The sequence below is a fragment of the Atlantibacter sp. RC6 genome (assembly GCF_014193285.1).
Taxonomy (GTDB): Bacteria; Pseudomonadota; Gammaproteobacteria; order Enterobacterales; family Enterobacteriaceae; genus Atlantibacter.
The window spans coordinates 598,209-621,505 of record NZ_JACHZE010000001.1 but is presented as its reverse complement, the minus strand read 5'-3'; the positions used below and the strand labels follow the sequence as shown (position 1 = coordinate 621,505).

The 23,297-nt window shown below is 55.2% G+C and carries 16 protein-coding genes; 10 read left to right on the top strand and 6 right to left on the bottom strand.

Annotated elements, in window-relative coordinates; genetic code table 11:
• Positions 1–59 precede the first annotated feature (59 nt).
• The 7 genes from cmoM to FHW74_RS03040 all read left to right on the top strand — a co-directional run bounded on the left by cmoM (position 60) and on the right by FHW74_RS03040 (position 10,814).
• Entirely contained in the window at positions 60–839 is a 780-nt protein-coding gene (cmoM, locus tag FHW74_RS03070; protein WP_183169092.1) for a tRNA uridine 5-oxyacetic acid(34) methyltransferase CmoM, read from the top strand.
• Positions 840–842: 3 nt separating this feature from the next.
• Positions 843–2,165, top strand: coding sequence for a chromosome partition protein MukF (mukF, locus tag FHW74_RS03065; RefSeq protein ID WP_183169091.1), 1,323 nt, complete (start codon positions 843–845; stop codon positions 2,163–2,165).
• A complete protein-coding gene (mukE, locus tag FHW74_RS03060; RefSeq protein WP_144130523.1) occupies positions 2,146–2,856 on the top strand; it encodes a chromosome partition protein MukE in 711 nt (236 codons plus the stop codon). The genes mukF and mukE overlap by 20 nt, the downstream gene beginning before the upstream one ends.
• Positions 2,849–7,297, top strand: coding sequence for a chromosome partition protein MukB (gene mukB, locus FHW74_RS03055; RefSeq protein WP_183169090.1), 4,449 nt, complete (start codon positions 2,849–2,851; stop codon positions 7,295–7,297). Before mukE ends, mukB begins: the two co-directional genes overlap by 8 nt.
• 273 nt (positions 7,298–7,570) lie before the next feature.
• Positions 7,571–9,403: a L,D-transpeptidase gene (gene ldtD / locus FHW74_RS03050; RefSeq protein ID WP_183169089.1), complete on the top strand. Its 1,833-nt coding sequence runs from the start codon at positions 7,571–7,573 to the stop codon at positions 9,401–9,403.
• Between the two features lie 179 nt (positions 9,404–9,582).
• Positions 9,583–10,131 carry a YcbK family protein gene (locus FHW74_RS03045; RefSeq protein WP_183169088.1) on the top strand — a complete coding sequence of 183 codons (549 nt, stop codon included), beginning with the start codon at positions 9,583–9,585 and terminating at the stop codon, positions 10,129–10,131.
• 35 nt (positions 10,132–10,166) lie between these two features.
• The gene (locus tag FHW74_RS03040; protein ID WP_183169087.1) at positions 10,167–10,814 is read left to right on the top strand and encodes an MBL fold metallo-hydrolase; all 648 of its coding nucleotides are present in this window, start codon (positions 10,167–10,169) and stop codon (positions 10,812–10,814) included.
• Positions 10,815–10,859: 45 nt separating this feature from the next.
• On the opposite strand, the gene aspC is transcribed toward FHW74_RS03040, so the two are convergent.
• The 4 genes from aspC to pncB form a co-directional block, all read right to left on the bottom strand.
• Positions 10,860–12,050, bottom strand: coding sequence for an aspartate transaminase (aspC, locus tag FHW74_RS03035; protein WP_183169086.1), 1,191 nt, complete (start codon positions 12,048–12,050; stop codon positions 10,860–10,862).
• Positions 12,051–12,234: 184 nt separating this feature from the next.
• Entirely contained in the window at positions 12,235–13,326 is a 1,092-nt protein-coding gene (gene ompF / locus FHW74_RS03030; RefSeq protein WP_304488609.1) for a porin OmpF, read from the bottom strand.
• A 580-nt stretch (positions 13,327–13,906) separates the two neighbouring features.
• The gene (gene asnS / locus FHW74_RS03025; protein WP_183169085.1) at positions 13,907–15,307 is read right to left on the bottom strand and encodes an asparagine--tRNA ligase; all 1,401 of its coding nucleotides are present in this window, start codon (positions 15,305–15,307) and stop codon (positions 13,907–13,909) included.
• A gap of 172 nt (positions 15,308–15,479) precedes the next feature.
• Entirely contained in the window at positions 15,480–16,682 is a 1,203-nt protein-coding gene (pncB, locus tag FHW74_RS03020; RefSeq protein WP_183169084.1) for a nicotinate phosphoribosyltransferase, read from the bottom strand.
• A gap of 267 nt (positions 16,683–16,949) precedes the next feature.
• Here pncB and pepN point away from each other — a divergent pair, with 267 nt between their 5' ends.
• The gene (gene pepN / locus FHW74_RS03015) at positions 16,950–19,562 is read left to right on the top strand and encodes an aminopeptidase N (RefSeq protein ID WP_183169083.1); all 2,613 of its coding nucleotides are present in this window, start codon (positions 16,950–16,952) and stop codon (positions 19,560–19,562) included.
• 37 nt (positions 19,563–19,599) lie between these two features.
• Here pepN and ssuE read toward each other — a convergent pair whose 3' ends face one another.
• Entirely contained in the window at positions 19,600–20,175 is a 576-nt protein-coding gene (gene ssuE, locus FHW74_RS03010; protein ID WP_183169082.1) for an NADPH-dependent FMN reductase, read from the bottom strand.
• Positions 20,176–20,410: 235 nt separating this feature from the next.
• Here ssuE and pyrD point away from each other — a divergent pair, with 235 nt between their 5' ends.
• Both pyrD and zapC read left to right on the top strand, forming a co-directional pair.
• A complete protein-coding gene (gene pyrD, locus FHW74_RS03005; protein WP_183169081.1) occupies positions 20,411–21,421 on the top strand; it encodes a quinone-dependent dihydroorotate dehydrogenase in 1,011 nt (336 codons plus the stop codon).
• A 163-nt stretch (positions 21,422–21,584) separates the two neighbouring features.
• Positions 21,585–22,127 (top strand): cell division protein ZapC, encoded by a 543-nt coding sequence (gene zapC, locus FHW74_RS03000; RefSeq protein WP_183169436.1) that lies wholly within the window; start codon positions 21,585–21,587, stop codon positions 22,125–22,127.
• Here the strand turns inward: zapC and FHW74_RS02995 are convergent.
• Positions 22,124–23,236 (bottom strand): YcbX family protein, encoded by a 1,113-nt coding sequence (locus FHW74_RS02995; protein WP_183169080.1) that lies wholly within the window; start codon positions 23,234–23,236, stop codon positions 22,124–22,126. The two genes, zapC and FHW74_RS02995, sit on opposite strands and share 4 nt — an antisense overlap.
• Positions 23,237–23,297 lie beyond the last annotated feature (61 nt).

Below are 23,297 nucleotides of genomic sequence, written 5' to 3'. Positions count from 1 at the left end.
GGCTATGCCAAAATAGCGCCTTTGCCCAGATGCTTTGTTTATAAGGTGGAGTTGTACCCATGCGGGATCGCAATTTTGATGATATTGCCGAAAAGTTTGCGCGCAACATTTACGGGACAACGAAAGGCCAATTGCGGCAGGCCATTCTCTGGCAGGATCTCGATCAACTGCTGGATGTATTGCCGCAGCGGTCGCTACGGGTGCTGGATGCCGGCGGCGGAGAAGGGCAGACCGCCATCCGCATGGCGCAGCGCGGGCATCAGGTTACGCTCTGCGATCTCTCATCAGAAATGTTGACGCGGGCGCAGCGGGCAAGTCAGGAAAATGCGGTCAGTAGCAATATGCGCTTTATCCACTGCGCCGCTCAGGACGTAGGGCAACATTTAGAAAGCCCGGTTGATCTGATATTGTTTCACGCGGTGCTGGAATGGGTCAGCGATCCGCAGGCCGTGCTGCAAGCGTTATGGGAAACGCTGGCCCCCGGCGGGGCGCTTTCTCTGATGTTTTACAATGCAAACGGTTTGCTGATGCATAATATGGTGGCCGGAAATTTCGCTTATGTGCAGCAAGGCATGCCGAAGCGCAAAAAACGCACCCTGTCGCCGGATCATCCGCGCAACCCTGACGATGTCTATCGCTGGCTTGAACAAATCGGCTGGACCATTACCGGTAAAACCGGCGTGCGGGTTTTTCATGATTATCTGCGCGAAAAACAGCGCCAGCGCGATGAGTTTGAGGTGTTGTTAGAACTGGAAACACGCTACTGCCGGCAGGAGCCTTATATCAGTCTGGGGCGTTATATACATGTCACCGCACGTAAGCCGGAGAACCAAGGATAAACTATGAGTGATTTTTCCCAGACAGTCCCCGAACTGGTTGCCTGGGCCAGGAAAAATGATTTTTCCATCCAGCTTCCGGTAGACAGGCTGGCTTTTTTGCTGGCTATCGCCACGCTAAACGGCGAGCGCATGGACGGTGAAATGAGCGAAGGCGAACTGGTGGATGCGTTTCGTCACGTCAGCGAGGCGTTTGAGCAGACCCACGAAACGGTAACCCAGCGCGCCAACAACGCCATCAACGATATGGTGCGTCAGCGCCTGCTCAACCGCTTTACCAGCGAGATCAATGAAGGGAATGCTATCTATCGCTTAACGCCGTTGGGCATTGGCATTACCGACTATTACATCCGCCAGCGGGAGTTTTCCACGCTGCGTCTCTCGATGCAGCTTTCCATCGTGGCGGGCGAACTGAAACGCGCCGCCGATGCCGCCAGCGAAGGCGGAGACGAATTCCACTGGCATCGCAACGTCTACGCGCCGCTGAAATATTCGGTGGCAGAGATTTTCGACAGCATCGATCTGACCCAGCGCATCATGGACGAACAGCAGCAACTGGTGAAAGACGATATCGCGCAGCTACTCAACAAAGACTGGCGCGCCGCCATTTCCAGCTGCGAACTGCTGCTGTCAGAAACCTCCGGTACGCTGCGTGAATTGCAGGACACCCTCGAAGCGGCGGGCGACAAGCTCCAGGCCAATTTGCTGCTGATCCAGGACGCGATCCTCGATAAACACGATCTGCACTTTATCGACCGGCTGGTGATCGACCTGCAAAGCAAGCTGGACCGTATTATCAGTTGGGGACAGCAGGCCATTGACCTGTGGATCGGCTATGACCGCCACGTGCATAAATTCATCCGTACCGCGATTGATATGGATAAAAACCGCGTCTTCGCCCAGCGCCTGCGCCAGTCGGTGCAGAGCTATTTCGACGCGCCCTGGGCATTAACCTATGCCAACGCCGATCGCCTGCTGGATATGCGTGATGAAGAGATGACGCTGCGTGATGAAGAAGTCACCGGCGAGCTGCCGGCGGATCTGGAATATGAAGAGTTTAACGAGATCCGCGAACAGCTGGCGGCGCTGATCGAAGGGCAACTGGCAGGCTTCAAAAACAGACAACAACCACTAGACCTGGGGCTGGTGATGCGTGAGTATCTCGCGCAATATCCGCGCGCCCGACATTTCGACGTGGCAAGGATCGTGGTTGACCAGGCCGTGCGCCTCGGTATTGCTGAAGCAGATTTCACTGGGTTGCCGGCAAAATGGCAGCCCATTAATGATTACGGAGCCAAGGTACAGGCACATGTCATTGACAAATATTGAAAAATTCATGCCGGTTAAACTGGCCCAGGCGCTGGCGAATCCGCTATTCCCGGCGCTGGATAGCCAGTTGCGCTCAGGACGCCACATCGGGCTTGATGAACTGGATAACCACGCCTTTTTGATGGACTTCCAGCCCGAGCTGGAAGAGTTTTACACCCGCTATAACGTCGAGTTGATCCGCGCGCCGGAAGGGTTTTTCTACCTGCGCCCGCGCTCAACCACGCTGATCCCGCGTTCGGTGTTGTCCGAGCTGGACATGATGGTAGGCAAAATCCTCTGCTACCTGTATCTCAGCCCGGAGCGCCTGGCGAACGAAGGTATTTTTACCCAGCAGGAACTGTATGACGAACTGCTGACCCTGGCGGACGAAAGCAAGCTGCTCAAACTGGTCAACAACCGTTCCACCGGTTCGGATCTTGATAAACAGAAACTTCAGGAAAAAGTGCGTTCCTCGTTAAACCGCCTGCGCCGCTTAGGCATGGTGTGGTTTATGGGGCATGACAGCAGCAAATTCCGCATCACGGAGTCGGTTTTCCGCTTTGGTGCCGATGTGCGCGCCGGCGATGACGCTCGCGAAGCGCAGCTGCGCATGATCCGTGACGGCGAAGCGATGCCGGTGGAAAACCACCTGCAACTCAATGATGAGCCTGAAGACGCGCAACCGGATAATGCGGAGGAAGACAATGATTGAACGCGGTAAATTTCGCTCGCTAACGCTGGTTAACTGGAACGGCTTTTTTGCCCGCACCTTTGATCTGGACGAGCTGGTCACCACGCTGTCCGGGGGCAACGGGGCAGGGAAATCCACGACCATGGCGGCCTTCGTCACGGCGCTGATCCCGGATTTGACGCTGCTGCACTTCCGTAACACCACTGAAGCGGGCGCCACCAGCGGCTCGCGCGACAAAGGCCTGCACGGTAAACTGAAAGCAGGCGTCTGCTATTCGGTGCTGGACGTGGTGAACTCGCGCCATCAGCGCGTCGTAGTTGGGGTGCGTTTACAACAGATCGCCGGTCGCGATCGCAAAGTGGATATCAAACCTTTCGCGATCCAGGGGCTGCCGACATCTATCCAGCCGACCCAACTGCTTACCGAAACCCTGAACGAGCGCCAGGCGCGGGTATTAACCCTTCAGGAACTGAAAGACAAAATCGAGCAAATCGAAGGGGTGCAGTTCAAGGCCTTTAACTCGATTACCGATTACCACTCCCTGATGTTTGATCTGGGGATTGTGGCGCGTCGTCTGCGCTCCGCCTCCGACCGCAGCAAATATTACCGTCTGATTGAAGCCTCGCTGTACGGCGGGATTTCCAGCGCCATCACCCGCTCCCTGCGCGATTACCTGCTGCCGGAAAACAGCGGCGTGCGTAAAGCGTTCCAGGATATGGAAGCGGCGCTGCGTGAAAACCGCATGACGCTGGAAGCGATTCGCGTTACCCAGTCGGACCGCGATCTGTTCAAACACCTGATTTCCGAAGCCACCGACTACGTGGCGGCGGATTATATGCGCCATGCCAACGAGCGCCGTATTCACCTCGACACAGCCATTGAATACCGTCGCGATCTGTTCACCAGCCGCCAGCAACTGGCAGCCGAGCAATACAAGCATGTGGATATGGCCCGGGAGCTTGCCGAACATGCCGGAGCGGAAGGCGATCTGGAGACCGATTATCAGGCCGCCAGCGATCACCTGAACCTGGTGCAAACCGCGCTGCGCCAGCAGGAAAAAATCGAGCGCTATGACGCCGATTTAGAAGAATTGCAGGTGCGGCTGGAAGAGCAAAATGAAGTCGTGGCCGAGGCTGCGGAACAGCAGGAAGAGAACGAAGCCCGCGCCGAAGCCGCCGAGCTGGAAGTGGACGAGCTAAAAAACCAGCTGGCGGACTACCAACAGGCGCTTGACGTTCAGCAGACCCGCGCGATCCAGTATCAGCAGGCGCTCACGGCGCTGGAGCGCGCCCGCGAACTGTGCCATTTGCCGGATCTTTCTGCGCAATCTGCCGAAGAGTGGCTGGAAACTTTCCAGGCGAAAGAGGAAGAGGCCACTGGCCGCTTGCTCAATCTTGAACAAAAAATGAGCGTCGCCCAGGCGGCGCACAGCCAGTTTGAACAGGCGTTCCAGCTGGTTTGCGCGATTAACGGCCCGGTGGCGCGTGATGAAGCCTGGGACGTGGCGCGCGACCTGTTGCGCGACGCCTCGACCCAGCGCCACCTCGCCGCGCAGGTCACCCCGCTGCGTTCCCGTTTGACTGAACTGGAACAGCGTCTGCGCGAGCAGCAGGATGCCGAGCGCCTGCTGGCTGACTTCTGCAAGCGCCAGGGTAAACGTTACTCAGCGGAGCAGCTTGAAGCGCTGCATCAGGAGCTGGAAGAGCGCATCGCCGCGCTGTCTGACACGGTGGCCCAGGCCGGGGAACAGCGCATGACGCTGCGCCAGGAGCTGGAGCAGCTGCAAAGCCGTATCAAAATCCTGACCCAGCGCGCGCCCATCTGGCTGGCGGCGCAAAACAGCCTTAACCAGATCATCGAACAGTGCGGTGAAAGCTTTGAATCCAGCCAGCAGGTGACCGAATATCTGCAACAGTTGCTGGAGCGCGAGCGCGAGGCGGTGGTTGAACGTGATGAAGTCGGCGCGCGTAAGCGGGCGGTCGATGAAGAAATTGAACGTCTCAGCCAGCCGGGCGGCGCGGAAGACGCGCGTCTCAACGCCCTTGCCGAGCGTTTCGGCGGCGTGCTGCTGTCGGAAATTTATGACGACGTCAGTCTCGAAGACGCCCCGTACTTCTCGGCGCTGTACGGTCCGTCGCGCCACGCTATCGTGGTGCCGGATCTGTCGCTGGTGCGCGAGCAGCTGGAAGGGCTGGAAGATACCCCGGAAGATCTGTATCTGATTGAAGGGGACCCGCAGTCCTTCGACGACAGCGTGTTCGCCACTGAAGAGCTGGAAAAAGCGGTGGTGGTGAAAATCGCCGATCGCCAGTGGCGCTACTCGCGTTTCCCGTCGCTGCCGCTGTTTGGCCGCGCGGCGCGTGAAAGCCGCATCGAAAGCCTGCATCAGGAGCGTGAAACGCTGTCCGAGCGTTTCGCTACCCTGTCGTTTGACGTGCAGAAAACCCAGCGCTTACACCAGGCGTTTAGCCGCTTTATCGGCAGCCACCTGGCGGTAGCGTTCGAATCTGACCCGGAAGCGGAAATCCGCCAGCTCAATACCCGCCGCAACGAACTTGAGCGGGCGTTAAGCACCCATGAAAACGACAACCAGCAGCAGCGCGCCCAGTTTGACCAGGCGAAAGAGGGCGTAGCCCAGCTTAACCGCCTGCTGCCGCGCCTGGCGCTGCTGGAAGATGAGACATTATCCGATCGCGTGGACGAAATCCGCGAGCGGCTGGACGAAGCCCAGGAAGCGGCGCATTTCATCAACCAGTTTGGCAACCAACTGGCGAAGCTGGAGCCGATGGCATCGGTGCTGCAAAGCGATCCGGAACAATACGACCAGTTAAAAGAAGATTACGCCTATGCGCAGCAGCAGCAGCGCGATGCGCGCCAGCAGGCGTTTGCCCTGACGGAAGTGGTATCGCGCCGCGCGCACTTCAGCTACTCCGACTCCGCCGAAATGCTCAGCGGCAACAGCGATCTGAACGAAAAGCTGCGCCAGCGTCTTGAGCAGGCGGAGATCGAGCGTACCCGGGCGCGTGAAGCGTTGCGCACCCATGCGGCGCAGGTCAGCCAGTATCATCAGGTGCTGGCGTCGCTGAAAAGCTCTTACGATACCAAGAAAGAGCTGCTTAACGATCTCAACAAAGAACTGAAAGATATCGGCGTGCGCGCCGATGCGGGTGCGGAAGAGCGGGCGCGCCAGCGCCGTGATGAACTGCATACCCAGCTCAGCAATAACCGTTCGCGCCGCAGCCAGCTGGAAAAACAGCTGACCTTCTGCGAAGCGGAAATGGATAACCTGACCCGCAAACTGCGCCGCCTGGAGCGCGATTACCACGAAATGCGCGAGCAGGTGGTGAGCGCCAAAGCGGGCTGGTGCGCGGTGATGCGTATGGTGAAAGACAATGGCGTCGAGCGCCGTCTGCACCGCCGCGAGCTGGCCTATCTCTCCGCCGATGAACTGCGTTCTATGTCGGATAAAGCGTTGGGCGCGCTGCGTCTGGCGGTGGCGGATAACGAACACCTGCGCGATGTGCTGCGTGGGTCGGAAGATCCGAAGCGTCCAGAACGTAAAATCCAGTTCTTCGTGGCGGTTTACCAGCATCTGCGCGAGCGTATCCGCCAGGATATCATCCGCACCGACGACCCGGTCGAGGCCATCGAGCAGATGGAGATCGAGCTGGGCCGTCTGACGGAAGAGCTGACCTCACGCGAGCAGAAGCTGGCGATCAGCTCCCGCAGCGTGGCGAACATTATCCGCAAGACTATTCAGCGCGAGCAGAACCGTATCCGGATGCTCAACCAGGGGCTGCAAAGCGTGTCGTTTGGTCAGGTCAACAGCGTGCGCCTGAACGTCAATGTGCGTGAAACCCACGCAATGCTGCTGGATGTGTTGTCAGAGCAGCATGAGCAGCATCAGGATCTGTTTAACAGTAATCGTCTGACCTTCTCGGAAGCGCTGGCGAAACTGTACCAGCGCCTCAATCCGCAGATCGACATGGGCCAGCGTACCCCGCAAACCATCGGGGAAGAATTGCTGGATTACCGTAACTATCTCGAGATGGAAGTGGAGGTCAACCGCGGCTCCGACGGCTGGCTGCGTGCCGAGAGCGGCGCGTTGTCGACCGGGGAAGCCATCGGTACCGGCATGTCGATTCTGGTGATGGTGGTGCAGAGCTGGGAAGATGAAGCGCGACGTCTGCGCGGCAAAGATATTTCGCCGTGCCGTCTGCTGTTCCTTGATGAGGCGGCGCGTCTGGATGCCCGCTCTATCGCCACGCTGTTCGAGCTGTGCGACCGTCTGGAGATGCAGTTAATCATCGCCGCACCGGAAAACATCAGCCCGGAAAAAGGCACCACCTATAAACTGGTGCGTAAAGTGGTACACAACCACGAACACGTGCACGTGGTGGGGCTGCGTGGTTTTGCGGCTGCGCAAACCGAGGCGCTGCCTGGCACGGCTGACGCCTCCTGATCCCGATCGCGCCAGTGACACGCCCGGACAGTCGATGTCCGGGCGTGCAATTCTGTAACGCAATGCGAGCCCTTTTTCCGGCTTCGCGTTGCGCAATCATTTACCGAGCCGCTTAGCACGGAGATGCGCGGTCTGCCTGCTTTTTTTTCAGACTTTCTTTTCTTTAAACTTCTTTACATTTGGCGAGGCAAATGGTTTTTTCTCTTTATATACTGAAGGTAATCCTGAAGCCGGGCTTACGGGAATGATGTAAAAATGATAAGGAGGCAAGGGATGTTGCTTATAAAAGCTCAACGTTATCGGTGGTCCGCGATGCATTTGTGTCTGGCGCTCAGTTTAGCGCCGTTGACCAATGCCTTCGCCGAAGAGCCCGATCTGGTGCCTTCCGATGGTTCGGCGGCGGTTATCGATCAGCCAGGCTCAATGCTGCTCCCGCAGGCGCAATCTCCCGCCACGGCGCTGATGGCCGGCATCGGGCCGCAGATTGACGGCGAGCGTATCGCCCAAACGCGAAGCACGCTTCAATCCCAGCTTCCGCAGGGATACACGCCCGTTTATATGGATGCGCTGGCCGCGCTGTATACCGCCCGCGATGTAAAACCGATGTGGGAAAATCGCGAAGCGGTGCAGGCGTTCCAGCAGCAACTGGCCGAAGTGGCGATCGCCGGTTTTCAGCCGCAATTCACCACCTGGGTCGAACTGCTGACGAATCCGGATGTGACCGGCATGGCGCGTGATGTGGTGCTGTCAGACGCCATGATGGGTTACCTTTATTACCTCTCCGGCATTCCGCTGAAAGGCAATCGCTGGCTGTACAGTGATAAGCCCTATAAAGCCGAAATCGCGCCGCTGTCGGTGGTAAACCAGTGGCAAGTAGCGCTGGATAGCGGCTCGCTGATTACTTTTGTGCAAAGCCTTGCGCCGCAGCATCCGCAGTATCAGGTGATGCATCAATATTTATTGAGTCTGGTGGCCGATTCGCGTCCATGGCCGCAATTGGCGTCCACCGCCTCACTGCGGCCAGGGCAGTGGAGTAACGACGTCGGCGCGCTTCGCGAAATTCTCCAGCGTCACGGTATGCTGGATAACGCCCCTAACATCGTACTGCCAGGGGATCCCCCGTCTAAAAACGCCGTGGTAAGCCCTTCTGCAGCGGCAACCGAATCCGCGCCGACACAGAAAAAAACCGCGGCGCGCGGCGTCTATGACAAAACGCTGGTGGAAGGCGTGAAGCGCTTCCAGGCCGCGCAGGGTCTTGGTGCGGATGGCGTGATTGGCCAGTCCACCCGCGACTTATTGAATATGTCGCCCGATCAACGCGCCGCCGTGGTGGCGTTAAATATTCAACGCCTGCGCCTGCTGCCCCAAAAGCTGACCACCGGCATTATGGTCAATATTCCGGCCTATTCGCTGGTCTATTACCAGAACGGCAATCAGGTTCTGGATTCCCGCGTTATTGTTGGCCGCCCCGATCGTAAGACGCCGCTGATGAGTAGCGCGCTGAATAACGTGGTAGTGAACCCACCCTGGAACGTACCGCCGACCCTGGCGCGCAAGGATATTCTGCCGAAGGTGTGGAACGACCCGGGCTATCTGGAGCGTCATAACTATACGGTGCTGCGTGGCTGGAGCGGTAAAGCTGAGGTGATTGATCCATGGAACGTCGACTGGGCTACGATTACGCCGTCAAATCTACCGTTCCGCTTCCAGCAGGCGCCGGGCGCGCATAACTCACTGGGCCGCTATAAGTTCAATATGCCCAGCTCGGATGCCATTTATCTGCATGACACGCCGAACCACAATCTGTTCCAGAAAGATGCGCGGGCGCTCAGTTCCGGCTGCGTGCGCGTCAATAAAGCCTCGGAACTGGCGAATATGCTGTTGCAGGATGCGGGATGGAACGATACGCGCATTTCCGATGCGCTCAAGGAAGGCGATACCCGTTACGTGAATATTCCCCAAACCATTCCGGTTAATCTTTACTATATGACGGCGTTTGTCGGGGCGGATGGCAAACCGCAATTCAGATCGGATATTTACAATTATGATTCCCCAGCGCGATCGGGCGCGCAAATCTTGCCAAAAGCTGAACAATTAATCAGGTAACTACAGAATATCTAACAAATAAGCTGTCAAAGTACCGGGTAAATAAACGGGCCTGCTTCGCTGTAAGGCCCGTTTTTACTGGCTTTGAGAGCCTTGACGTGTTGCAGTTTGGCGGTTAAGGTGCCTTGCGTGCGCCAGAAGTGCATATAATCACAACACTGACTGTAGACCTGAACATCATGGATAAATTTGACGCTAACCGCCGCAAACTGCTGGCGCTTGGTGGCGTGACGCTCGGCGCCGCCATCTTGCCTGTGCCTGCGTTTGCTACGCTTTCCACGCCCCGTCCTCGTATTCTTACGCTGAACAATCTCAATACCGGAGAGAGCATCAAAGCGGAGTTTTTCGATGGCAAAGGCTATATTCAGGATGAATTAGCAAAATTGAACCATTTCTTCCGGGATTATCGCGCTAACAAAATCAAAAGCATCGATCCGAAACTGTTCGATCAGCTCTACCGTCTGCAAGGGTTATTGGGAACCCGCAAGCCGGTTCAGCTTATTTCCGGCTATCGCTCTCTCGATACCAATAACGAACTGCGCGCCAGAAGCCGTGGTGTAGCCAAACAGAGCTATCACACCAAAGGCCAGGCCATGGATTTTCACATCGAAGGCATCTCTCTGAGCAATATTCGCAAAGCCGCGTTGTCTCTGCGGGCAGGTGGTGTAGGATACTACCCGCGTAGTAACTTTGTGCATATTGATACCGGTCCTCTCAGGCACTGGTAGAACGAATCCGGTCACTGCCGGATAAAAGGAGCGGTATGAATTACCAAATTATTCCGGTCACGGCGTTCTCACAGAACTGCTCATTAATCTGGTGTGAAGAGACGCGTCAGGCGGCCATTGTTGACCCGGGCGGCGACGCGCCGCGTATTCAACAGGCCGTGGCGGCACAGGGTGTGACGATCCAGTCTATCCTGCTGACCCACGGGCATCTCGATCATGTTGGCGCGGCGGCGGAGCTGGCGGCGCACTATGGCGTACCGATTATCGGGCCTGAAAAAGAAGATGAGTTCTGGTTGCAGGGATTACCGGCGCAGAGCCAGATGTTTGGGCTGGAAGAGTGCCAGCCGCTGACGCCGGATCGCTGGTTAAATGAAGGCGACAGCGTAACTGTAGGCAACGTTGCGCTTCAGGTGCTGCACTGCCCTGGCCATACCCCTGGTCATATCGTTTTCTTTGACGAGCTCGCGCGGCTGTTAATTTCCGGCGACGTGATTTTTAAAGGCGGAGTAGGGCGCAGCGATTTCCCGCGTGGTAACCACGCCACGCTGATTGATTCCATCAAAAGCAAACTGCTGCCGCTGGGTGATGACGTGACCTTTATTCCCGGTCATGGCCCGCTGTCTACCCTCGGGAACGAGCGGTTGCATAATCCTTTCTTACAGGACGAGATGCCTGTCTGGTAATAAAAAAGGGCCGCGAATGCGGCCCTTGTTGTTTCTTATCGCGGATTACAGTACGGCGACAATCGCTTCACACAGCGGCGCCATGTTATCCGGCGTCATGCCCGCTACGTTAACGCGGCCAGAGGCGACGGCGTAAACGCCAAACTCTTCACGCAGGCGCAGCACCTGCTCTTTGGTCAGGCCGCTGAATGAGAACATGCCGTTCTGCTGAATGATAAAGCTGAAATCACGGTTCGCGCCTTTCTCCTGCAGGGTGTTCACAAACAGCAGACGCATGCGCTGGATGCGTTGACGCATATCGGTCAGCTCTTGTTCCCAGATGGTGCGCAGCGCGTCATTGCTCAGAATAGTGGCTACTACCGAGGCGCCATGCGCCGGCGGGTTAGAGTAGTTAGCGCGGATGCAGGACTTCATCTGGCTGAATGCACGATCGACGCTGTCTGCATCGCTGGCGACCAGCGTACAGGCGCCTACGCGCTCGTTATACAGACCAAAGTTTTTGGAATAGGAGCTGGCGACGATCAGCTCTTTATGCAGCGCCGCGAACGCGCGCAGGCCTTCTGCGTCCTCTTCCAGACCACGGGCAAAGCCCTGGTAGGCGAAGTCAAACAGCGGCAGCCAGCCTTTATCCAGCGACAGCTGCGCCAGCTGTTGCCACTGTTCCAGGGTCGGATCGATACCGGTAGGGTTATGGCAGCAGCCGTGGAACAGCACCACGTCGCCAGCCTGGGCATCCGCCAGGCTATTCAGCAGGCCATCGAAATCCAGGGTGTGGTTCTGCGCGTCGTAATAGGCGTATTCACGCACTTCCAGACCGGCAGAATTAAATACGCTCTTATGGTTCGGCCAGCTTGGGTTGCTAACCCAGACGCGTTTTACGTCAGTGTTTTTAGCGAGGAAATCCGCCGCCACGCGCAGTGCGCCGGTGCCGCCAGGCGTCTGTGCGGTGCGGGCGCGTTTGTCAGCGATCAGCGAATTACCTTTGCCGAACAGCAGCTCCTGGGTGCAGCGGCCAAATTCAGGAATACCATCAATGCCCAGGTAGTTCTTGGTGGTTTCATTTTCCAGCAAATATTGTTCGGCTTTTTTCACGCTGGTGAGAACCGGGGTTTTACCGGTTTCATCTTTATAAACACCAATACCCAGGTTGATTTTAGTCGGACGTTCATCGGCGCGAAACAGGTCCGCCAGACCAAGAATCGGGTCGGCAGGGGCGGCAGTAATGTTCTCAAACATGACGAGGTTCCATTGTGATATCAGAAGGGAAATTCGCTATCAGGTTAACGGGTGTTTTACCAAATGCCAACCGTTTGCCCGCAAAAGATTGACCGTTATGTCATTCCGGTGTTTTTCTCTTTCGGGCATAAAAAAACAGGGCCGAAGCCCTGTTTCTAAAACATTTAATAAACGTGCGTGCTGCTTAGAACTGGTAAACGATACCAACTGCAGCGGTGTTGTCAGAGCCTACACCCAGTTTATTGTCGCTGTCGATCTGGTTGATGATGTAATCAACATAGGTCGCCATGTTTTTGTTGAAGTAGTAAGTTGCGCCAACTTCGATGTAGTTGATGAACTCTTCGCTACCAACGCCTTCAACATCTTTCGCTTTAGATTTGTAGTAAGCGATGGACGGACGCAGACCGAAGTCGAACTGGTACTGTGCTACAACAGAGAAGTCCTGAGTTTTGTTAGCAAAACCAGACAGGCCTGCAGTGCTGGAAATCGCAGTAGCGTTGCGGGTTTCGCCATACAGAGCCGCCAGGTAGATGTTGTTAGCATCGTATTTCACGCCAGTCGCCCACTGCTCAGCTTTTTTGCCGCCGTTCGCCAGAGCAGCAGCCTGTTGTGCGTTGGTACGATCTGCCGCACCGTAGCCACCAACAACGCTGAAGCCTTCGATTTCATAGCTCAGAGAGGTCGCCCAGCCGTCACCGTTAGAACGGGTGATGTCAGTACGCTCGTTTTTACCCAGGTACTGTACGCCGAAGTTCAGGCCGTCAACCAGACCGAAGAAGTTGGTGTTACGGTAAGTCGCCAGGCCACCAGTACGACCAACAAAGAAGTTGTCGCTGGATGCAGTGTCACCACCAAACTCTGGCAGAACGTCGGTGATACCAACTGCATCGTAAACCAGACCGTAGTTACGACCGTAGTCCAAAGAACCTGCGTCGCCGAATTTCAGACCAGCGAATGCCAGACGGGTTTTGTTACCGTTCTGCGCGTCGCTGCCACCTTCGGAGTTGTTACCCGCGAAGTTGTATTCCCACTGGCCGTAACCGGTCAGTTGGTCGTTGATCTGAGTTTCGCCTTTGAAGCCCAGACGCGCATAAGTTTTGTCGCCGTTACCCGCGTAAGCGTGATCACCATTGTCTTTGGAGAAATAGTGCAGGCCAACAGCTTTACCGTACAGGTCCAGTTTGTTGCTGTTTTTGTTATAGATTTCTGCAGCGTTAGCTGCGCCAGCTACCAGCAGAGCAGGGATAACCACTGCCAGAATATTGCGCTTCATCATTATTTATTACCCTCATTGGTTTTTTTTGAACACCTGCCACTGCCGTCAATAATTCTGTACGGAACTATTGATGAGAGTTTGGTGTCTTTCTGTGTCTGGAGGCATCTTTCCATTCATATTAAGGATTAGCTACCGTGAAAGTGCTACAAATATGCAAACACGGTAACCAAAAGCAATAATGTGTAACCAATTGTGTATTTTTGGGAACTTTGTGAACCACATCAAAATAAATCACGCCGCTGAACAATATTAAACCGTTCCTAATCTATATATATGAAAACCTTATATTTAATTCGCATAGACAGGTTTTAAGCCTCTTAACGACAATTATTCTCACTTTACAAAAGCGCCTGTTCAGATGGCTGGATGTCTGTGTAATTTCTGCGCAACTATGCTAAGTCGCGATAAAATTATAGGCGCAAGAAAATGAGGGATATTTTTTGGTGAAAATTATTACCAGTTAATACCTGGTTACTTCACCGGTAGTGGTGGGAGTTGATTGAAACAAATGTTGAATATTTGTAGACAAAAACTGACGCAGGAAAGCAAAAAAAAGCCGGGAAAACCCGGCTTTCGAAAATCAGAAACTGGCGTTGCGCGGCGTGCGCGGGAACGGGATCACATCACGCACGTTTTGAACGCCGGTCACATAAGCGATTAAACGCTCAAAACCCAGTCCAAAACCTGAGTGTGGAACGGTGCCGTAACGACGCAGATCGCGGTACCACCAGTAATCCTCTTTATTGAGGCCCATTTCTTCGAGACGCACATCAAGTACGTCGAGGCGCTCTTCACGCTGAGAGCCACCGATGATTTCACCGATGCCGGGCGCCAGCACGTCCATCGCCGCCACGGTTTTGCCGTCTTCGTTCTGGCGCATATAAAACGCTTTAATGTCTTTCGGATAGTTTTTGACAACCACCGGCGCTTTAAAATGTTTTTCAGCTAAATAACGCTCGTGCTCAGAAGCCAGATCGACACCCCAGTAAACCGGGTTCTCAAACTTCTCACCACAGGTTTCAAGGATTTTCACCGCGTCGGTGTAATCCACCTGGGCGAAGTCAGCGGAGATGAAACGCTCCAGACGGCCAATAGCATCTTTATCCACACGCTCGGCGAAGAACTTCATGTCGTCCATACGCTCATCAAGCACCGCTTTAAACACATATTTGAGCATGCCTTCCGCCAGCGCAGCGACATCATCCAGCGTGGCGAACGCCACTTCCGGCTCCAGCATCCAGAACTCGGCCAGGTGGCGGCTGGTGTTGGAGTTTTCCGCACGGAAGGTCGGGCCGAAGGTATAGATTTTTGACAGCGCGCAGGCGTAAGTTTCGCCGTTGAGCTGGCCGGAAACGGTCAGGAAAGCTTCTTTACCGAAGAAGTCTTTGTCAAAATCGACTTTGCCCTGATCGTTGCGCGGCAGGTTTTCCAGGTCCAGCGTGGAGACGCGGAACATTTCGCCGGCGCCTTCGGTGTCGGAGGCGGTGATCAGCGGCGTAGATACCCAGAAGAAGCCCTGCTCATCAAAATAGCGGTGCAGCGCCTGCGCCAGGGTGTGGCGAACGCGGGCCACCGCGCCAATCATATTTGTGCGCGGGCGCAGGTGCGCCACTTCACGCAGGTATTCGATGCTGTGGCGTTTGGCGGCCATTGGATAGGTGTCCGGATCTTCAACCCAGCCGGTCACTTCAACGTGGGTCGCCTGCAGCTCAAAGCTTTGACCCTGGCCCGGGGATTCCACCACGGTGCCGGTCACAACGACCGAGCAGCCGGTTGTCAGGCGCAGAACGTCATCATGGTAATTGGGCAGAGAATGATTAATGACAGCCTGTATAGGATCAAAGCAGGAACCGTCATAGACGGCGAGGAAGGAGATGCCAGCTTTTGAATCTCGACGGGTACGTACCCATCCGCGCACGGTGACTTCCTGGTCAACAGCGACACGGCCCTGGAGTACGTCGGCTACAGGCACAACGCTCATAATTATCTCTCTGGTTAGTAGTCAATAACAAAAAATCGCTTATCCACCCAACGGGGGAGGGTTATCTATGTTACCTGGCGGGCGCTGGCAGACAAGCAGAATTCGTGTCGGGAAATAAAGAAAACACAAAGTGATGGCGTTCAGGGAGCGGAAAAACTCCCTGAACCGGGGATTAGCTGGCTTTTTTGACCTGTGGTAAATCAAAGGCTTTACGCAGGGCGCGTACAAAGGCCTTATCGTGGCAGATGGTTTTACCGGGGCTGTCGGAGAGCTTGGCGACCGGCTTGCCGTTGCACTCCACCAGCTTAATCACGATGTTCAACGGCTGCACGCCGGGGATATCGCAGGTCAGACGGGTGCCGATACCGAAACCGAGCTTCACGCGCGACGCAAAATGGCGATACAGATCGATCGCTTTATTGAGATCGAGATTATCGGAAAATACCAACGTTTTGCTCAACGGGTCGATATGCAGCTTTTCATAATGGGCGATGGCTTTTTCGCCCCACTGAACCGGATCGCCGGAATCGTGGCGCAGCCCCTGATAGCGGGTGGCGAATTCCGGGCCAAAGTCGCGCAGAAACGCGTCCATGGTAATGCAGTCCGTTAGCGCGATGCCGAGCTGATTAGGGTATTCATCCAGCCAGGCCTGTAGCGCGGCACGCTGGCTGTTGGCCAGTACCGGGCTGATTTGCTGATGCGCCTGGAACCACTCGTGCGCCTGGGTGCCCATCGGCGTTAAATTCAGGCGGCGGGCTAAATCATAGTTGCTGGTGCCGACAAACCAGGGCTCCTGCTGGAGACGCTCGACAATGGCCTGTTGAACCTCGCGGGAAAATCGACGGCGGGTGCCAAAATCCATCAGATAAAAGCGATCGAGCGGCAGGTCGGCGGTGACGGTATTGAAATCCACCAGCTTGCTTTCGAGATGCTCAAGGGCATTATCGACAGTCACGTCCGGTGTGCGGAAGCGGTGAACCAGCTCGCTGATCACGGCCAGCAGCGGCACTTCCCACATAATCACTTCCAGCCACGGGCCGGAAAGACGGATATCCAGTTTGCCGTTATCGTTAACGATTTCCACCTGCGACGGGTCGTAGCGGAAATTCTTCAGCCAGGCCAGATAATCCGCTTTAAAGAACGGCAGTTTCGCGAGCCACGTATATTCCTCTTCGCTCAGCGCCAGATGCTGCATCGCATCCACCTGTTCGCGAATAGCGTGCGCATAAATACCTAACAGATCGTCGCCGCGGCAGCGGAATTCAGCGGCGACCTGCACGCCCTGGTAATGATGAAACACGGCCTGCTGCATATGCAGTTTATAGGCATCGGTATCCAACAACGAGTGCAGAATAGGGGAAGCATATTGTGTCATGGCGCGTAACCGACATCCTCTAACAGGCGCGTTTCCTGGGCTAGCGAAAGCAGATAAAGTCGCAGGAGTATACCCTGATTATCCGTTTATTGAAGCAGGATCACAACATAACACACCGGTCGGGTCGAGCGCATTTTGTGCCGCATGTTATCTGGATGTAGCAAAAGGCGTTACACCGCCAGAAAAGATAAAGATTCTGCATGGCAACATTTTCGCAACGAGAATAGACTGAAGCACAATACTCTACGGACGATGGATAAGGTTTCTATGACTCAATTGCCACAAGCCAAATACCGCCACGATTATCGCGCGCCGGATTATTTCATCAGCGACATCGATTTAACCTTTGAGCTGGACGCGCAAAAAACGCGCGTGACGGCGGTAAGTCAGGTGAATCGCCCGCAGGCGTCGGATGCGCCGCTACGCCTGGATGGCGAATCTTTAACGCTCATCTCTCTCGAAGTGAATGATGAAGCATGGCCCCATTATCGCTTAGAAGATAATGCCCTGATTATCGAGCAGTTGCCCGCCCGCTTTACCCTGAAAATCGTCAATGAAATCAGCCCGGCGGCGAACACTGCCCTTGAGGGGCTGTATCAGTCAGGCGACGCGCTGTGTACCCAATGCGAGGCCGAAGGCTTCCGGCACATTACCTGGTATCTGGATCGCCCGGATGTTCTGGCGCGCTTCACCACCAAAATTATCGCGAATAAAACCCAATATCCTTATCTGCTGTCCAACGGCAACCGCGTAGGGCAGGGGGAACTGGAAAACGGCCGCCACTGGGTTGAGTGGCAGGACCCGTTCCCAAAACCATGCTACCTGTTTGCGCTGGTGGCGGGGGATTTCGACGTGTTGCGCGATACGTTCACCACCCGTTCCGGGCGTGAAGTGGCGCTGGAATTGTATGTCGACCGTGGCAATGTCGATCGCGCGCCCTGGGCGATGACCTCCTTGAAGAATTCCATGAAGTGGGATGAAACGCGCTTCGGTCTGGAATATGACTTAGATATCTACATGATCGTCGCCGTAGATTTCTTCAATATGGGCGCGATGGAGAATAAAGGTCTCAACATCTTTAACTCCAAATTCGTGCTGGCGCGTGCCGAAACCGCCACCGATAAAGACTATCTCAATATCGAACGCGTGATTGGCCATGAGTATTTCCACAACTGGACCGGCAACCGCGTGACCTGCCGCGACTGGTTCCAGCTCAGCCTGAAAGAGGGGCTGACGGTGTTCCGCGATCAGGAGTTCAGCTCCGATTTGGGTTCCCGCGCGGTTAACCGCATCAATAATGTACGCACCATGCGCGCCATGCAGTTTGCGGAAGACGCCAGCCCGATGGCGCACCCGATCCGCCCGGATAAAGTTATTGAGATGAATAACTTCTATACCCTGACGGTGTATGAGAAAGGTTCGGAAGTGATCCGCATGCTGCACACCCTGCTGGGTGAAGAGAATTTTCAGAAGGGAATGCAGCTCTATTTCGAGCGTCATGATGGCAGCGCGGCGACCTGCGACGACTTCGTGCAGGCGATGGAGGATGCGTCGAATGTCGATTTATCCCATTTCCGCCGCTGGTACAGCCAGGCCGGTACGCCGGTGGTGAGCGTTCAGGATGATTACAATCCGGAAACTGAACAATATACCCTGACCATCAGTCAGAGAACGCCGCCCACCGCAGAGCAAACTGAAAAGCATCCGCTGCATATTCCGTTTGATATCGAGCTATACGATAACGAAGGCAAGGTGATCCCGCTGCAATACAACGGTCATCCGGTGCACCACGTACTGAATCTGACTCAGGCCGAGCAGACCTTTGTGTTTGATAAAGTGTACTTCCAGCCAGTGCCGTCGCTGCTGCGCGAATTCTCCGCCCCGGTGAAACTGGAGTATAAGTGGAGCGATCAGCAGTTAACCTTCCTGATGCGCCATGCCCGCAATGATTTCTCCCGTTGGGATGCGGCGCAAAGCCTGCTGGCGACCCACATCAAACTGAACGTCGCCCGCCAGCAGCAGGGCCAGCCGCTGTCGCTGCCGTTGCACGTGGCGGATGCCTTCCGCGCCATCCTGCTGGATGCGCGGATCGATCCGGCACTGGCGGCGGAAATTCTGACCCTGCCATCGCAAAACGAGATTGCCGAGCTGTTTGACATTATCGATCCGCTGGCGATTGCCGCGGTGCATGGCGCGTTAACTCGCACGCTGGCGACCGAACTGGCAGATGAGTTTTTAGCGGTGTACAACGCCAATAAACTCGACGGGTATCGCATCGAACATGCCGATATCGGCAAACGTGCGCTGCGTAATACCTGCCTGCACTATCTGGCGTTTGGTGACGCGGAGCTGGCCGATACGCTGATCACCGCTCAGTATCACCAGGCGGACAATATGACCGACGCGATTGCCGCACTGTCGGCAGCGGTTGTGGCGCAGCTGCCGTGCCGTGAAGCGCTGCTGGCGGAGTATGATGAGAAGTGGCATCAGGACGGACTGGTGATGGATAAATGGCTGATGCTGCAAGCGATCAGCCCGGCGGAAAATGTTCTTTCTACGGTGCGCTCGCTGCTTAATCACCGCTCGTTCAGTATGAGCAATCCGAACCGCATCCGCGCGCTGATTGGCGCCTTCGCCATGCATAACCCGCTGGCATTCCATGCGGCGGACGGCAGCGGCTACCAGTTTATGGTGGAAATGCTCACCGAACTCAACAGCCGTAACCCGCAGGTGGCGTCACGCCTGATCGAACCGCTGATTCGCCTGAAGCGCTACGATGAAAATCGCCAGCAGCTGATGCGCGCGGCGCTTGAGCAGCTGAAAGCGTTGCCGAATCTCTCCGGGGACTTGTTCGAGAAAATCACCAAAGCGCTTGCCTGATAACCAAACGCCCTTCCATCGGGAAGGGCGTTTTTCGTTATGCCGACAGCGAGTTTTCCGGCCATTTAAGCGCCAGATGAGACGTGTCGTGACGGTGTAACGCCTGCCAGAACGTATCCAGCGCGTCGTCGAGCCGATGCTGCAAATTCGCGCTAAATACCGGCTTGTGCTGATAATCCAGTACCTGGCTGTCATCGGCGTAAACGCCGTGCAGGATCTCCTGCGCTTTCAGGGCATTTAATACCGGTTTCAGCGCGTAATCCACCGCCAGCAGATGCGCCACGCTGCCGCCCGTCGCCAGCGGTAAAACTACTTTTTTCTCCAGCGCCCGCTCGGGCAATAAATCCAGCAGCGTCTTTAATGCGCCCGCAAACGAGGCTTTGTAAACCGGCGTCGCCACGATCAGCCCGTCGGCCTCCGCCAGTTGTGCGTTAAAGGTTTTTAATGCCGGGCTATCGAAACGGGCATAAATCAGATCCTCCGGCGCAAAATTTTGCAGATGCCAGTGATAAACCTCCACATCCTGCGCGCTAAGCCGATCGCGGGCATATTCTAATAACGCGCTGGAGCGAGAAGGAAAGCGAGGGCTACCGGCCAGGGTGATAATGCGCATGACAGCTCCTTATAACCATTGATTTTCAAGTTGGTAACATTAATAACAATTAGCCCAGTGTCGCAGAGCCGCTTCCCGCGGCTAACTGATTTTTCTGTCGGAGCAATGCCGAATTTCGCATAAATCACCCAGCTATTGGAAAACGATTGCTTTTTTGCCACAAGTCAATTCACTTTGTGAGCGCATTCACGGATAATAGCGCCCCGGTCTGCATACCGGGAATCCAGGAGAGTTCATGTACTACCCCTTCGTTCGTAAAGCCCTTTTTCAGCTCGATCCAGAGCGCGCTCATGAAATGACCTTCCAGCAACTGCGCCGCATTACCGGTACGCCATTTGAGCGGCTGGTGCGCCAGCGCGTACCGGAAAAACCGGTTTCCTGCATGGGGCTGACGTTTAAAAACCCGCTGGGTCTGGCGGCAGGGCTGGATAAAAATGGCGAATGCATTGACGCGTTGGGCGCGATGGGTTTTGGATCGATCGAGATTGGCACCGTGACGCCACGTCCGCAACCGGGCAACGATAAGCCAAGGATCTTCCGCCTGGTGGAAGCCGAAGGGTTGATCAACCGCATGGGCTTCAACAATCTGGGCGTCGACAACCTGGTTGAGAACGTCAAGAAAGCCCATTTTGACGGCGTGCTGGGGATTAATATCGGCAAAAATAAAGACACCCCGGTAGAGCAGGGTAAAGATGACTATTTGATCTGTATGGATAAAGTTTATCCGTATGCCGGATATATCGCGATCAATATTTCTTCGCCAAATACCCCGGGTTTACGCTCGCTGCAATATGGCGAAGCGCTGGACGATCTTTTGAGCGCGATAAAAAATAAGCAACAAGAACTGCAAAAACAACATCATAAATATGTTCCTGTGGCGGTGAAGATCGCGCCGGATCTTTCTCTGGAAGAATTGATCCAGGTGGCCGACAGTTTAGTTCGCCATAATATTGATGGGGTTATCGCCACCAATACCACGCTCGACAGATCGCTGGTTGAGGGAATGAAACACAGCCAGGAGATGGGTGGGTTAAGCGGCCGTCCATTGCAATTAAAAAGCACCGAAATTATTCGTCTGTTATCTCAGGAATTAAATGGCCGACTGCCCATTATCGGCGTCGGTGGGATTGATTCTCTGATGGCGGCGCGCGAGAAGATGGCGGCAGGCGCAACGCTGATTCAAATTTATTCTGGCTTTATTTTTAAAGGCCCGCCGCTGATTAAAGAAATCGTAACCCATATCTAAGCTTTTTGACTTACAGACAACCAGGGCTTTATTTTGAGCCCTGGTTGTTTTATATTCGGGCGCAGTTGCTAATTTAGACATTTTAGTCTTTTCTTTATTAGGGTTTTAAACGAAGCGGCAAAAAGGATGATATTTCGTCGCTGGCAGATGTGGGGAAAAAATGATGCGCATTAAACCGGACGATAACTGGCATTGGTATTATGACGACGAGCACGACAGAATGATGCTCGACCTGGCTAATGGCATGCTATTCCGCTCGCGCTTCGCCCGTAAAATGCTCACCCCCGACGCCTTTGCCTCCAGCGGTTTTTGTGTTGATGACGCTGCGCTTTATTTCACCTTCGAAGAAAAATGCCGGGATTTGCCATTATCTAAAGATCAACGTGCCGAACTGGTATTGAACGCGCTGGTGGCGATTCGCTTCCTGAAACCGCAGATGCCGAAAAGCTGGCACTTTCTCTCCCATCATGATGACTGGCAGCCGCTGTGCGGCGACCCGGCCTGCGTGTATTTAAGCGATACCCAGGAGAGCGTTAACCTGCTGGTGGTGGAGCCGGGCGACAACGCGGCGCTGTGCCTGCTGGCGCAACCCGGTTTAACGTTGGCCGGGCGCACTATGCAGCTGGGTGATGCGATTAAAATCATGAACGACAGACTCAGACCGCAGCCAGTGGCGCAGAGCCTGAGTCTCGATCAGGCTGTTTAGCGATCCAGCGTTACGGCTCCAACCGGAATGCAGCTACAGCACAGGATGGTGCCATCGTCGCCAATGGCGCTCTGTTTCAGCGCTTTCACTTCCCCGTCAACTAAACGAATCCGACAGCTTCCGCAGATACCGGCCCGGCACGAGTAGGGAACGCGGATGCCTTGCTGCTCTAACTGTTCCAGCAGGATTTGCTGATTGTTGCCGTTAAACGTCGCCCCCTGCCAGGTGATCGCCACGGCGCTTTGCGGCGCGGTTTCTACCTCAATCGCCTCCACGACCTCGCCCGGGCCGTATACCCGCGCCGGTTTAGTTTTCAGGATTTCCACTTCATCGCCAACGTGAATAATGCCGCTCTCACGGGCGATCAGATTCTGGCCAAAATCCACATCGCCGCTCTCATCCTGGGCTGTGCGGAACGACTGCAACGTCGCCAGCGGTTCTCCGGAGGGATGCTTCTTACCGCGCTCCGGGCTGACGGTGGTAAAAATGCAGCGGCTACAGGGTTTGGCAACATCAAAGGTCACGCCGCCGATGCGAATCACCTCCCATGTGTCTTCTTCCCAGGCCTGAGCGCCAGCAATCACGAGATTGGGTCTGAACTGGGTCATTTTGACGCTGGCCGGGCAGCGTTGTTGCAAATCGCGCAGAGAGGCTTCATTGGCCAGTAAAAAAGGATAGCCGTCCGCGAAAGAGAGCGGCACTGCCTCATGGCGCTTCACCCGGCGGGTCAGTTCAGGCCCCACCCAGCGCAGTTGCACCTCGCGGGAGAAAAATCCGCTCAGCCACTGGTTAATTGCCTGTGGGGCGACCCGCGCAGTGAAGTGGTTGCCCCACACCTCTGTCGGCGCGGCGGCAGCGGCAAAATCGCTATAACGCACCATCGCGCTACTGCCGTCCGGCGCGCGCAGATGTAAACCGTCATGCATTATCGCCGGGGAAAACAGCACCATTTGCGGATACTGACGCGCGGTAATAAAGGTGCCGTCAGTTTCTGTCACCATGAAAATGCGATCGAACGCCAGCCCGCTTAAACTTACCTGTGCATGAGAGAGTTGAATGCCGCGCATGGATTTAACCGGATGAACTGCCAGACGAGATAAAAAGACCACTGCGCACTCCCTGAAAAGTCATAGAAGATGAAGAAATAGAAGGGCAACTTTATGACATGCG